The organism is Cohnella sp. CFH 77786 (assembly GCF_019400745.1).
Lineage (GTDB): Bacteria > Bacillota > Bacilli > Paenibacillales > Paenibacillaceae > Cohnella.
In genome coordinates this window covers 87,945-102,008 of record NZ_WJIB01000016.1, presented here as the reverse complement: position 1 = coordinate 102,008, position 14,064 = coordinate 87,945, and the positions used below count along the sequence as shown (strand labels likewise).

Genomic DNA, 14,064 nt, shown 5'->3' with positions numbered 1-14,064 from the left:
CCGCCGTCCTCGGCCCGACCTAAGTCTAGTTCGAATCCCGCCGAAGGGTGGTTATGGCATGGGAACTTTTGGCTATATGATGGTTAGCGGGTAGGAGTTACGACAGGCAGTTTATAGATTCATAGGAGAGGAAAATGGCATGATCAAGCTAACCCAGTTTTCGATGAAGAACGTGGCCGCCATTATGATCCTGATGGTGCTGCTGTTCGTGGGGGGCGTCTACTCCGCGGGTACGCTGAAAGTGGAGAGCATGCCCGACATCTCGTTCCCGGTCGTTATGGTCAGCACTTCCTACAAGGCGCCGCCCAAGGACGTGCTGGAGCAGGTCACCAAGCCGCTTGAGAAATCGCTGGCGAACCTGAAAGGGTTAAAGAATCTGACCTCCACCTCCAGCGACAACTTCTCCTCCATCGTCGTCCAGCTTACGCAGGGCAGCGATCCGGAGGACGCCAAGAAAGACATCGAGAGCCAAATCGCCAATGTCAAGCTGCCGGACAGCGCGGATAAGCCCCGCGTCTCGACGTTCGGCTTCGCTTCCCAGCCGGTCTACTATACGGCGGTGTACGGCGAAGACGGCATGAATCAGGCGGAGCTCGACAAAATTTACAAAGACGTCATCGAGCCCGGACTTCAATCCATTAACGGCATCGACCATCTCGATTCGATCGGCAACCAAGAGTCGACGCTTAAAATCCGCCTGGATGCGGGGGCGCTCGTGAATGAAGGGCTGTCGCCGTCGCAGGTCGTGTCCGAAATCCAGGCCGCCCTTACGTCCAGTCCCGCCGGTTCGGTCGAATTCGGCGGCAACGATGAGATGGTTCGGGTCACCGGGGAGATGAACGCCCTCTACGACCTGGATCGAATGCTCATCGGGACGCCGCGCGGCGAATCGGTCGAGCTTAGGCAAATCGCCAAGGTGGAGTCCATCAGCGAATCGGCCTTCTACGCTCGGCTCGACGGAAGACCGGCGATCGCCATCCATCTGTACAAAACGAAGGAAACGAACGCGGTCGAGTTCGGCGACAAGGTGAAGCAAATGCTGGACCAATGGGACCGGACGCTGCCTGGCGTGAGCTTCCACGACGTGTTCACCGACTCGAAGGCGATCAAGCAATCGGTTAACGGGATGGTGAAGGAAGGCGTCATGGGCGCCGCTCTCGCCTCGCTGATGATCCTTCTGTTCCTGCGCAATGTGCGCATGACGCTGATCGTCCTCGTCTCCATCCCGTTGTCCATTTTGCTGACGCTCATGCTCATGGCTCCTCTCGGCATTACGCTGAACATCATGACGCTGGGCGGGCTCGCCATCGCGGTGGGGCGCGTCGTGGACGACAGCATCGTCGTCATCGAGAACGTCTACAGCCAGCTGGCCAGGGCGCAGGAGCGCAAGGAATCGGTCATCGTGCTGGCGACCAAGCAAGTTTCTTCCGCGATCACTTCCTCGACGCTGACGACCGTTGGCGTATTCGGTCCGATCGCCTTCGTCAGCGGCACCATCGGCGAGGTATTCCGGCCGTTCGCCCTGACGCTCGTCTGCGCCCTGATGGCATCGCTTGTCGTCGCTTTGACGGTCATCCCGATGCTGGCGAAGCTGCTCGTGATGCGGAGCCGCAAAATTCCGCATCACGACGAGAATCATATCGGCCCCGTAGCGGCGCGTTATAAGAAAATCCTGACGGCGACGCTGAACCACCGGATCAAGACGCTGCTGCTTGCGGGCTTGCTGTTCGTCGCGTCCATCGTGCTGACCGTCCCTTTCCTCGCGAAGGAATTCATGCCGGCCAGCGAAGCCGACAAGCAGATCTATTACTCCATTGACATGCCGAAGGAAACCTCCAAAGCGACCATGGACGAGAAAATGAAGGAAATCGAAGAGCTGTTCATGAAAGCGAAGGATGCGGGCATGAACGCGCAGTTTACGTACGTGGAATCGCTGGTCGGGTACGATTTTTCCGAGACGCCCGTGCCGTACCGCTCCACGATGTTCACCGAGGTGAACGCCGAGTCCGACGCGAACGCGGTTCTGAAGAAATACAAGGACACGATCCTGACCCTGCTGCCCAAGGGATCCAAGGTCGACGGATCGCTCATTTCCTTCGGCGGCGACGGCAGCTCCGGATCGAATTTCTCGTATGCGCTCAAAGGGGATGACTTGCTTCTGCTTAAGCAAGCCGCCTCCATCGTTCGGGCAGAGATGGAGAAGTTTCCGGAACTCAGCGAAATCAAGGATTCGCTGGGCGAATCGAAGATGGAAGTCGAAGTGTTGGTCGACCAGGTCAAAGCCCGGCAGTACGGCATGAGCACGGGGCAGGTTCTCGGTTCCGTCGCGGCGTGGATCGGCAAACAGGACCTCGGCGATATCAAGTTCGACAACGTCATGTACAAGACGACGGTCGAGATGGACCCGGCCTTCAAGGATTCGATCGGCAAGCTGGAGAACATCCCGCTTTCCACGCCGACGGGGGAGCAAATCCGGTTAGCCGATATCGCGGACGTGCGTCACATCGAATCCCCGGTCTCGATCGCCCGGGAGAAGGAGCAGCAGGTCGTCAACGTAACCGCCAAAATCGAGGGCCGGGACAAAGGCGGGATCAGCGCCAAAGTTTCCGCCGCTCTGGATCAGCTGGATCTGCCGTCCGGCGTCAGCCGGGAGGTCGCGGGCGTATCCGATGACATCGACAGCGGCTTCAGCCAAATGTTCATGGCGATGGGCGCCTCCATCCTGATCGTCTACCTGGTCATGGTGCTGGCATTCGGCAACGCCGGCGCGCCGTTCGCGATCCTGTTCTCGTTGCCGTTGGCCGTCATCGGCGGGCTGTTCGGCCTGCTGATAACCGGGGAGTCGATCAACGTGACCTCCCTGATCGGATTCCTGATGCTGATCGGGATCGTCGTGACGAACGCCATCGTGCTCATCGACCGCGTGCAGCAACTTAGGGAAGAGGGTTACTCCGTTCGCGACGCGCTCGTGGAAGCCGGCATGAGCCGGCTGCGCCCGATCATCATGACGGCGGGGGCCACGATATTCGCCCTCATGCCGCTCGCATTCGGGATGTCGGAGGGCACGTTGATTTCCAAAGGTTTGGCCGTCGTCGTGATCGGCGGGCTCATCACGTCCACGCTGCTTACGCTCGTGGTTGTGCCGATTATTTATGAAACCATCCATGCGTTCAAATCGTGGGTCGGCCGGTTGTTCCGCAGGGAGTGGAAGCAGCAGGCCACCGAGGCGAAACCGATCGTCAGCTAGGCCAGTTCGAAAGGAGAACAACGAATGAGCAACCGGAAACATCCTGTTAAGAAATTATTCGGAGCGGCTCTCGCGCTGTCGCTCGTCGCCGCGCTAATCGCGGGCTGCTCGGCCGGGGCGGCCAAGGATCAGGGGGCGGAGCCGACGGACAGCGCCCAGCCCTCCCCAACGGTGAAAACCGTCAAAGTGGCGGAAATCGGCAAAGTGCAAATCTCCGAGCCGCGCGAGCAAGTCGCGGATGTCCTCGCCTCGGCGCAGGTGTACGTCGTCGCCAAGGCGGGGGCCGACGTGCGCGAGATCGTGAAGCAGCGCGGAGCCAAAGTCGCGAAAGGCGACGTCCTCGTCATCCTCGACGACACGGACGCCCGGCTGCAGCAGGAACAGGCGCGGCTTTCCCGCGAGAGCGCGGCGCAAGCGCTCGAATCGGGCCGCAAGCAGTGGCAGCTGAACGTGAAGAAGCTGGAGCAGTCGCTCACGGAAGCGACCAAAGCTTACAACAAAGCGAAGAACGACTACGACCAGGGGCTGATCGGCAAAACGGAGCTGGATCAAGCGGAGAACGCGTACACGAACGTGAAGAACGAGCTCGCATTGCTGAAGGAAACGTCCGTATCCAATTTGGAGATGCAGCTCAAGTCTTCGGAGCTGTCCGTGGAAATCGCGGATCGCGCGCGGGCGAACCTGGAAATCAAAGCCCCGATCGCGGGCGTGCTTACCGAGCTTTCCGTGCAGCAAGGCATGACGGTCAGCCCGGGAACCGGCATCGGCCAGATTCAGCAGACCGATCCGATCAAGATCAAGGCGCTTCTGACGGCGCAGGCCGCCGAACTGATCAGAGGCAAGAAGCAGCTGCAATTCTACGTGCCGGGCGACAAGAAAATGTTCACGGGAACCGTTGCTTATTTGGCCGATGTAATCGATACGCAGACGAACGCCTACGAATTGAACTTATCCGTAAGCAATCCGGACTTGGCGCTGAAGCCGGGGATGAAGGTGCAGGTACGTCTGACCGACGCGTCGGAGGAGACGGTCGTGGCCGTCCCGACGCTCAGCATCGTGCGGGAGGGGGCCGACAACTTCGTCTATGTGCTGAACGGCGACAAAGCCGAGAAGCGCAGGATCGAGCTGGGCCGGCTGAACGAGCTGAACCAGGAGGTGCTCTCCGGCGTGAAGGCCGGGGAGAAGCTGATCGTATCCGGGCAGCACCAGCTGACGGACGGAGAGAAGGTTAACGTCGCGAAATAAGGTTTGTTGGAACGATGCACCGAAAGATCGGATATCCTTAGCGGCCTTAATAGATCGAGTTACGGAGGTACGACATGCACATGCATACGAAGTGGAGAAAAACGATTCCCGCCTTGCTGCTCGCCGCTTCCCTGACGGTATCGGCGGCGCCTCTCGCGGCGTCCGCCCGGCAGGAGTTGGCTTCCGCGGCCCAGAGTCAGGGCTATTCGGCGAAGCCGATGAAGCTGGCGGGCACCGTGCGGGCGGAGCTGAAGAGCGCGTTCGTCGAGCGGGGGGCGGACGGGTCGACGATCGGCGTCGTGATCTGGCTGCAGAACGACGGCGCCAAGGTAACGAGGGTTCCGGACTATGAGCTCCGGATCGTGACCGGCGACGGGGTTTCGTACACGTTGACGCCGAGCGCCTCCAATCCGCGGGCCATACAGGCCAAAGGAAAAGCGGAGCTGGGCTACATGCTGAACGTGGAGCGGACCGACGGCTTGGAGCCGGAGAAGCTCGCGTGGGTGAGCGTGGACGAATACGTGTACCCGCGCAAGGAAACGACGCTGCTGACCATGAATATCGCGGGCAAGGTGTGGCAGAACGCGGATCCGGACGGCGGTTCGGCCGGGGCGGTGAAATGGGGACAGCCGTTTCGGCTGGACATGTTCTCGCCGAACGTCACCTACACGCCGGTCAGCATGCAGAAGCAGGCGACGGCGCAAGGCGGCATCGTCACCGTCGTGACGGTGAAGGCGACGAACGCGGGGAAGGAGAAAGCGTATCTCCCCGACATCGCGGTCAGCGGCTCGGACGGTTCGAAGCTCTACGCCGGCGAGAGGGCGGGCGGCACAACGGCGACGCTGGCCGCGGGAGAAAGCCGGAACATCCGGTTCGCGATTCCGACCGCGGCGGGCGTCAATCTGCGCGAATTCGTCGTGACGACGCCCGAGCGTTTCGCGGCGGCCGGCGGCAGCGCCCTGGTCTTTCACGTAGGGCACGTGCGGATCGGCTTGCCGGATAACGGCTTTTCCCTGGCCGGATTGAGCGAATATGCTTACGGCACGCCGATCGCGCTCGACCCGCTCAATGAACTGGTCGACAAGGACGTCCGGGTGTCGCTCGTCGAGCTGCACATGCACGATAACCAGGGCGACGGCTACAAAACCGCGATCGCCAAGTTCAAGCTGCAGAATACCGGCAAAGAGCCGGCTCCTCTGCCGGCGTTCCAGGCGGACTTGACCAGCGCGGAAGGTTACACGTATTCCGGCGTCCGGCAGAATACGGTCGCGCAGCAGCTGATGCCCGGCCTTAGCCACATCGTCAGCTACTCGTTTAACGTTCCGAAGACGGAGAACGCGGAGAAATATGCTTTGCGCTTACTGGAAGGCGGCACAACGGAGTCTCCGTACAGCTCGCCGATCGCCGACGCCGTTGCCGTCAAGGTGCAGAGCGAAGCCGCCGATTCCGATGTATGGGACCTGTATCCCTTTCAGGTGAAGATGAAGTATTGGTGGCTCAGCGCCGTCTACGAGACGGTTCCGAACATTTCGTACTCCTATAAGTTGAAATTGAATCTTGATATCCAAGGGACGGACGACGTCGTCGTGGACGCCAACTTCTCCAAGCTGAAATTCGAGATCGTAGACGCCTTCGGCAAGATGCTCGGCTCCGAGACGGTTCCGCTGGCAGGCACAGGCCGGTTGGTCAGCGGTTACCAGACGATCAATTTCACGAACATCCGGACCGAGCAGCAAGAATATCCGTTGTCCATCCAAGTATTCGAAGTCATCGACACGCCGAATGGAGAAGCCAAGCGGTTGATCAAGACGTTCGATCAAATTTGAGGGATGCGAACATTGCGCGGAGAGAACCGTTGGGGGAGACTCCGGCGGTTCTTTGGCTGTACGCCCAGCATGGACGTCATCTTTAGGGTGAAAGTCCCGGACGGAGGCTAGCCGCCTCCTCCTGCTCGATTGGGAAAATCGGGGGCTCCCCACTTTTGGGAGATGATTTCCTTCTTGTCCGTCAAGTGCCGGAACGCCCTTTTCGCTTGCGGCATATGATGCGGTAAGTGCGATCGAAGGAAGCGCGCCGCTGGCGTTTCGGTTCGGTCGTCGCAAGGAGGTGGCCGCCGTGATTCCCGATTTGCTGTGGATTATCGGCTTCTACGTGGCGGCAGCGGCAATGGCGCATGGGGTGATCGGACGCGGGGCCGATGCGCGCAAGCGTCATTATGTATTGGTCGCGGGCAACCACCAGATGGAAATCGAAGGGTACGTGCGGGCGTTGCAGACGTTTTCCCGGCGTACGGGGACGGATATCGGCATAACGGTCGTGCTCGAGAATTCGTCGGATGACACCGGTCCCATTTTGGAGAGATTCGCCAAAGTGAGCGACGCGATCGGGTGGATTCGGAGCGGCCCGGACGAAGCGCAGGAAACGCGGGAACGGATGATGAAGCGGCTGGAAACGCAAGGAGCGGCCGCGGCACCCCAGCAGGTCGTCTGGGTGGAGCTCGGGAAGCGGGAGGATTTGAGCAGGCTGCCGCTGTGACCGTATGATAAGGAACGGGCAACAAGCAGATGTTCTTCGTGCCACACGAATTGGGTTCTGGCTTAAGCTGTTTTGTTCTGAACAGTTTCCGTGGTGTATGACATGGAAGCAGGGCGGAACCGTTCGACGAGAAAAATGAAGATTGAGGAATCGGCCGATAAGTCGTACAATAATCGTAATCTGATTGTTCCGGGTGAAGCACACTCGCAGTCGTCCATGGAGACGAGCGGGTGTGTTTTTTTGTGTTTGATGAGGGGGCGCGGCGGATGAAGGCGACGATCTATTCAACAGATGGGGAGAGCCGTTGGAAGGTGCGGCTGTCGGTCTGCCGGGAGGTGGATCGGCTTTACTGGACAGACTTGGCGTTCCGTCGAGGAGCCGCCGAAGGTTGGGGGGCAGCCGGTATGGAAACCGCTCAACCGTCCGAGCTCTTATGGTTGAAGGAGCTTTTGCCCCTGGGAATCGCGGAGCGGGCAGTTGATCGGTTGAGGTCGGCAGCGGGAAAGCAAGGAGGCGCCATGAAGCGGGAAGATCTGGCGGAGGCGGCGCGATGGGCAGCGTCTCGGGCAGGCGAGAAGGGGATGGGAGCCGGACTGCGGGACGCGGAGCAGGGGTTCGAAAATGGTACCTTGTCTGAAGCGGGTATTGATGCGGGCGTTGAAAACGGCGTTGAAGTTGTCGTGGTCAGCTCCGCATTCTCTTTTGAAAGAGGCCGCGCCTTGGCGATCCGGGCAAGGGAAGCGGAGCGGCGCCTTCGCGGCCGATGCTTCTTGCTGCCCGAAGCGATGGCGGCTCTGGGAAGCGAAGCGGAGGAGCTTCTGCCCGCGTTGCAGCTGGCCTCGTTGCTCGGGGGCGTGGAGCTTGTAGCCACCGTGGCGCCTAGAGCGGCAGCGTCGGCCTCGCTGCGTTGCCGACGCTGCGGAAGCGGCGAGGAGCAGCTGCGACGGACGCCTTGCGCTTCATGCGGGCGGCAGAGATGCGCCTATTGCGAGGCATGCATCGCGATGGGAAGAAGCCGTGAATGCGGGCTTCTCGTCATCGGGAGGGCTGCCCATGCTCCCGATCTTTCCGTGGGCAATGCGGCGGTATCGGCTGAAGCGCTCATCAGCCGGTGGGGACTGAGTCCCGCGCAAAGCGAGGCAGCTTCGCAGGCGATGGAATTCCTGACTCGGACGCCGCAGGAAGCTGGCGATTCGTTAAGACACTCCTCCCGGCTGCTCTTCTCCCTTTCCCGGTTTATCCCGTTTCTAACTCTTCGCAAAGAACGGAACGCCTTTTTGCTATGGGCCGTCACGGGCGCCGGCAAGACCGAGATGATGTTCCCCTTGCTGGAAGCGGTGCTTTCCGCCGGCGGCAGCGCAGCGGTGGCGACTCCGCGACGCGACGTCGTGCTCGAACTGGCTCCCCGTTTGGCGAAAGCTTTCCCGCATGTTCGCCAAGTCGTCCTGTACGGAGGAAGCGCGGACCGGTTCGAGAACGGCGCTCTTACACTGGCGACAACGCACCAGCTGATTCGATTCCGTCACGCATTCGATTTGGTTGTCGTCGATGAGGTAGATGCCTTTCCCTACCACAACGATCCTGCGCTGCATTATGCGGCAGCTCAAGCCAGGTCCCGCGGCGGCGTCACCGTATTGCTCAGCGCTACGCCGCCCGCGGATATGCAGCGGCAGGCACGGCGGGGGCGACTGCCGCACGCGAGGGTTTCCGTCCGCTTCCATCGCCGCCCGCTGCCCGTGCCCAGGCGACTCGCCATTCCGGCTGCGTCGCGATGGATCTGCCGCCGTCGGAAGCTGCCCTCGTCTCTCTATGAAGCGATTCGTACTTCCCTGGAGCGGGGCGCGCAAGTCTTCCTGTTCGTTCCTTTTATCCGGCAAGTGGAACCGCTCGTCGGTTTGCTTCGCGAATATGCCGCCGAGTTCGGGATTGTGCCGGAACGCGTGGAAGGGACTTCCTCGCAGGATCCGGACCGCGGTCCCAAAGTATCCGCCTTTCGCGAACGGACGGTCCGCCTGCTGGTGACGACGACGATCCTGGAACGGGGCGTTACCATCCCGAAGAGCGACGTTTTCGTGCTGGACGCGGACAAGCCGCTTTTCGACGCCGCCTCATTGGTCCAAATGGCGGGAAGGGCGGGCCGCTCCGCCGAGGATCCGAAGGGGCTCGTCTATTTTGCGGCGTCCGCCTGGACATCCTCGCAGCGGGAAGCCTGCCGGCAAATCCGGGAGATGAACACGTATGCCCGAAGGAACGGTTATTTATTAGGTTGAGCCTCGTCTACCCCTCACAGTTGCGGAGGTCGGATATAATGTCCTTTTCCATCAGCCGGTGGCTGAGGCCCTCGCGGCCCGAGTGTCCGATCTGCGGGAAAACACCCGTTTCCTCGTCTCAGCAACAACTACTGCCGGTTCGCCACCCGAAGCCCAGGTCCATTTTGAGCAGGGTATGCCCTCAATGCCTCAAAGGCCTGCCCTGGATCGGATCCCCGGTTTGCCGGATCTGCGGCCGGCCGGAAGTTTGTCCGGATTGTCCCAAGCGCGGGGAACGCCATTTCGTCTTCTGCAGGAGCGCCGTACGATATGACAATCGGATGAAGGACCTTCTGGCTCTCTACAAGTACCGGGGGAGCGAGAAGCTCGAACCGCTGATGGCAGCGATTGTGGCATCGGCCTACGAGAGGATAAACAAGGAGTTGGCCCCCCGCGAAATCCGTCCGTACTTTCATCTGGCGACCTCTGTCCCGCTCGCGCGGGAAAGGCTGGAGGAGCGGGGATTCAACCAAGCGGAACGGATGGCTTGCACGTTAGCGAGTTGGTACGGGCTGACCTATCGGCCGATGCTCCAGAGAAACCGGCATACCGAGAAGCAAAGCCTCAAAAACCGCCGAAGCCGCCTCGCCGACATGAAAGGGAATTTTACCGCCCTCCCTTCCGTGAAGATGAACCTCGACCACCGTTCTCCAAAACCGATTCGAATCCTGCTCATCGACGATATTTATACGACCGGGAGTACCGTGAACGAGTGTGCGGGAGCTTTGCGCGCGGCATTCACGGAATCGAAGGAGACCGATGCTAACGGCGTGGAAATCTATGGACTGCTGTGGGCGAGGTCGTAGACGGAAATTCACGCATGATTTTTTTCACAGAATTTAGTATGATAGTGGTATATTGTATCGAAGCATGTCGTACCTGAGGAGGAAGCCTCATGAGTCTGTCCTACTGCCCGCGCTGTTCCCGGCTTTTCGCGCGCGGAATCCGGGATGTCTGCAACAATTGCGTGCAGGAAATCGAGCAAGAATACCAGCAGGTGGTCGAATATTTGAGAGAGCATAAAGGCTCTACCATACACGAAGTGTCGGAAGCGACGGAAGTTTCGGTGAAACAGATCGCCAAGTTCATCCGCGAAGGCCGGATCTCCACCGCCAACCTGCCCAATTTGACCGTGCCCTGCGAAGTTTGCGGTTTGCCGATTCGAGAGGGAAACATGTGCGACTCCTGCCGCGCCAAGCTGCAGCGGGATATGAGGAATCTCCAATCCGGAAGCCGCAAGGGCTCTAGCGACGGATCTTCCCATGAACACAGATCGAACAGCGCATTCCAAATCCGCGACCGTTCTTGACGTTCCGCTAAACAATTCATACGACTCCGCCGATAATAGGAATAGTGATTATCGGCTTTTTTATTTTTCGGGGTGATCAATCGTGAAAATTAACGATACCAGACGGATCGGCATGGCGAATCCTTACCTTTCGAACAGCAACCAACGCACGGAGGCCAAAGGACACAAATGGAAGAACGACGAGGTCCAATTCTCCGCAGAAGCGATGGAGATGCTGTCCAAGACGCGTACGAACGGCCCGGAGAGGGAGAAACGCGTCCAAGAGTTGAAGGATGCCGTCTCCACCGGCAATTATCATGTGGATACCGATAAGTTGGCAGATAAAATTCTTCCGTTCGTATACCCGGTTACTAACAAATAACGAGGTGAGCTTCCGTGGGTTTCCAGGGGTTGATTGACGCGCTGAACAACTTGTCCGACTTGCATGAAGAATTGCTCCAGCTTGCCCGGGACAAACAGAAGTTCGTCATTGAGAATCGCGTCGACCTGTTGATGACCGTAACCGCCAAGGAAACAAAGGCGATTGCCGTCTTGGAGCGGATGAACGGAGACGTCGAGAGGCTGTCCGGCGCTTGCTGGGCGGAGCTCGGTCTCTCTCCCAAGCCTTCCTCCACGCTGGCTGATTTGATTCAGGCGATCCACCGAGCGGATTTCAAGCGGTCGCTGACTGAGGCAGCCGAACGGCTGCGGAGGCAAATCGGGCAGCTGAAAGAGTGGAACGAGCGCAATCAAATGTTGGTGCGCCAATCGCTCGATTACATCGCGTTGCAAATCGATTTGTTTACCGCTCCCGACGACAATGTAACGTATTCCTCGCCTGTCAAGTCGGCTCCCGCAGGAACGCCTCGCCGAACTTTCGACACCCGAGCGTAACCACTTCCGCCAAAGGGATGTGTTTGAATTGAGATCGACCTTTCACTCTATTGAAACGGCTAAGCGCGCTTTGTTCACGCAGCAAGCCGCCATTCAAACGACAGGCCATAATATCGCGAACGCGAATACTCCGGGTTACTCCCGCCAGATCGTCAACATGCAGGCTACTCGCCCTATAGAAGCGATCGGGATGTCGCATTCCACGGCTCCGGGACAGCTCGGCACCGGCGTGGAATTTACATCCATCACTCGGATCCGCGAGCAATTTCTCGACAGTCAGTACCGAAACCAGAACATGGACCAGGGCAAGTGGTCCATTCAGGCGGATACATTGGACAAACTGGAGTCGATTTTCAACGAGCCGAACGAGACGGGCATCCGAACGCTGTTCGATAACTATTGGAAAGCCTGGTCCGATCTGGCCAAAGACCCTGAGAACGTAACCGGCCGCAAGGTGCTTCGCGAGAATGCGGTGGCGCTTGCCGATTCGATTAACCTGGCGAGCAAGCAGTTGTCTGATCTCAGTGGAGACCTAACCGACAATATTTCGGTAAAAGTCAACCAGATCAACACGCTTATGGGCAATATCGCGAATCTCAACCAAGAAATCGCGCGAATTTCCGCATATGGCGACGACCCCAACGATCTGAAGGATCAACGGGATTTGCTTACGGATCAATTATCGAAGATCGTCAACATTACCGTAACCGATACGCCTCAGGGCTACAATATTAGCATGGGCGGTACATCCCTTGTGACAGGCCAGGATTTTACCGCGGTTGATGCTGCAGGACTCCAAGGCGCTTTCGGAACGGATTTGACAAGCGGCGAAATCTATGGAATGATCCAATCTCGCGATCGGTATGTGAAAGACTATCAGACACAGCTCGACACGTTGGCCAACAGCCTGGCGAACGGGGAATTCCAGGTGACATTACCGGCCGGAACCGTGTTGCCCGACGGAATTACGCTCGATGGCGTTACTTACACCGGGAGCGCTCGAACTCTATCCACGCCACTAACGGTAACCGTTCACGGCGTGAATGAACTGCATCGCATGGGCTACCCGTTGCAGAACCCGCCGGCGCCAGGCGTAGACTTCTTCGTTTCGAGCGACGGCGGTCCGATTACCGCCGCTGCTTTGCGGCTGAATCCGGTCATCGCGAATTCCCCGGATGCGATCGCGACTTCTATGCGCACTGCCGGCACGCCGGAAAAGGTCGTTCCCGGCAACAATACGCTTGCGCTGCTGATGGCCAATCTGAAAGATACGAAGATTAATTTTGTCAGTCCGGATGGTTCTACGCCGCTGATTGCGAGCGGCACGATTGATGATTATTACAGGGCTTTGATCGGTCAATTGGGGGTGCAGTCCGAAGACGCCCACCGCCAAGTCGACAATCAGGACGCGCTGCTCGCGCAAATTGACGAGCGGCGGCAATCCGTCAGCGGGGTATCGCTGGACGAAGAGATGTCCGATTTGATCAAATTCCAACACGCCTATAACGCCGCAGCCCGCTGCATGACGACGTTCGACGAAATGCTCGATCGGATCATCAACAGCATGGGTACCGTCGGAAGGTAAGCCCATTCCATAACGACGAGGTGATCCGCTATGCCGACCCGCGTAACGCAAGGCATGATGCACAGCCAAATGATCCGCAGCCTCAACCGCAATTTCGAACGGATGAGCGGTTTGCAGGAGCAGCTCACGACAGGGAGGAAGATCAACAGGCCTTCCGACGATCCCGTAGGCATTACTTACGCGCTCCGTTACCGGAGCGAGTTGTCCATGAACGAACAATACCAGCGCAACATCACGGAGGCCACGTCTTCCGTCGATCATCTGGACACGGTTCTGGACCAGGTCAACGATTTGTTCAAGCGGGCCAAAGAACTGACCGTTCAGGGCATCAGCGATACGAGCCCTGCGGAAGCTCGCAAGGCCATCAGTCAAGAAATGGACGGAATTTATCGCCAGTTGGTCACACTGGGCAATGATCAGGTCAACGGCAAATTTATATTCAACGGGCAGATGACAACGACGTCACCATACGATCTCGCAACGGCCGGGACCATCGATACGGACGATGCGGGTATCATCCTGCCGCTGGCGCCCGGCGTCGAAATCGCCACGAACGTAACGGGAAATGCCGTATTCGGCACCTCTTCCGATGCCGATAATCTGTTTAAGATCGTCAAACAGATTCGGGACGCCATGGATACCAACGATCCGAACACCGCCCGAACCGCAATGGGGTTGCTGGATCAACGGCTGAATAAATTTCTGGGCGTCAGGGCGGAAGTCGGGGCGCGCGCGAACCGGATCGAGCTGCTCGACAACCGGAACCAAGCCTTAAGCGATACGCTGAACGGTCTCAGCGGCAAGACCGAGGATGCGGATATCGCGGAGACGATCATGAACTTGAAGCGGGACGAGAACGTGTACCAAGCCTCGCTCTCCACGGGAGCCAGAATTATTCAGCCGAGCTTGGTGGACTTCCTCAGATAACGCGATTTCCCGCGTGAGGCGGTGAGAAGCAGTT

Annotated in this window: 11 protein-coding genes; all 11 read left to right on the top strand. The window is 58.7% G+C overall.

Annotated features, from left to right (window positions below):
- Positions 1 to 139 precede the first annotated feature (139 nt).
- The 11 genes from GE107_RS20960 to flgL all read left to right on the top strand — a co-directional run bounded on the left by GE107_RS20960 (position 140) and on the right by flgL (position 14,030).
- The gene (locus tag GE107_RS20960) at positions 140 to 3,247 is read left to right on the top strand and encodes an efflux RND transporter permease subunit (protein ID WP_219642428.1); all 3,108 of its coding nucleotides are present in this window, start codon (positions 140 to 142) and stop codon (positions 3,245 to 3,247) included.
- 24 nt (positions 3,248 to 3,271) lie between these two features.
- Positions 3,272 to 4,492, top strand: coding sequence for an efflux RND transporter periplasmic adaptor subunit (locus tag GE107_RS20955; protein WP_219642425.1), 1,221 nt, complete (start codon positions 3,272 to 3,274; stop codon positions 4,490 to 4,492).
- A 74-nt stretch (positions 4,493 to 4,566) separates the two neighbouring features.
- Positions 4,567 to 6,318 carry a hypothetical protein gene (locus tag GE107_RS20950; RefSeq protein WP_219642424.1) on the top strand — a complete coding sequence of 584 codons (1,752 nt, stop codon included), beginning with the start codon at positions 4,567 to 4,569 and terminating at the stop codon, positions 6,316 to 6,318.
- A gap of 289 nt (positions 6,319 to 6,607) precedes the next feature.
- Positions 6,608 to 7,027 carry a hypothetical protein gene (locus tag GE107_RS20945; RefSeq protein WP_219642422.1) on the top strand — a complete coding sequence of 140 codons (420 nt, stop codon included), beginning with the start codon at positions 6,608 to 6,610 and terminating at the stop codon, positions 7,025 to 7,027.
- 266 nt (positions 7,028 to 7,293) lie between these two features.
- The gene (locus GE107_RS20940; protein ID WP_219642420.1) at positions 7,294 to 9,297 is read left to right on the top strand and encodes an ATP-dependent helicase ComFA; all 2,004 of its coding nucleotides are present in this window, start codon (positions 7,294 to 7,296) and stop codon (positions 9,295 to 9,297) included.
- Positions 9,298 to 9,617: 320 nt separating this feature from the next.
- Positions 9,618 to 10,142, top strand: a complete 525-nt coding sequence (locus GE107_RS20935) for a ComF family protein (RefSeq protein WP_219642417.1) — start codon at positions 9,618 to 9,620, stop codon at positions 10,140 to 10,142.
- A gap of 89 nt (positions 10,143 to 10,231) precedes the next feature.
- Positions 10,232 to 10,645, top strand: coding sequence for a TIGR03826 family flagellar region protein (locus tag GE107_RS20930; RefSeq protein WP_219642414.1), 414 nt, complete (start codon positions 10,232 to 10,234; stop codon positions 10,643 to 10,645).
- Between the two features lie 82 nt (positions 10,646 to 10,727).
- Positions 10,728 to 11,006, top strand: a complete 279-nt coding sequence (flgM, locus tag GE107_RS20925; protein ID WP_219642411.1) for a flagellar biosynthesis anti-sigma factor FlgM — start codon at positions 10,728 to 10,730, stop codon at positions 11,004 to 11,006.
- A 14-nt stretch (positions 11,007 to 11,020) separates the two neighbouring features.
- Positions 11,021 to 11,518, top strand: a complete 498-nt coding sequence (locus tag GE107_RS20920) for a flagellar protein FlgN (RefSeq protein ID WP_219642408.1) — start codon at positions 11,021 to 11,023, stop codon at positions 11,516 to 11,518.
- 28 nt (positions 11,519 to 11,546) lie between these two features.
- The gene (gene flgK, locus GE107_RS20915) at positions 11,547 to 13,103 is read left to right on the top strand and encodes a flagellar hook-associated protein FlgK (RefSeq protein ID WP_219642405.1); all 1,557 of its coding nucleotides are present in this window, start codon (positions 11,547 to 11,549) and stop codon (positions 13,101 to 13,103) included.
- A 30-nt stretch (positions 13,104 to 13,133) separates the two neighbouring features.
- The gene (gene flgL / locus GE107_RS20910) at positions 13,134 to 14,030 is read left to right on the top strand and encodes a flagellar hook-associated protein FlgL (protein ID WP_219642403.1); all 897 of its coding nucleotides are present in this window, start codon (positions 13,134 to 13,136) and stop codon (positions 14,028 to 14,030) included.
- Positions 14,031 to 14,064: the final 34 nt, after the last annotated feature.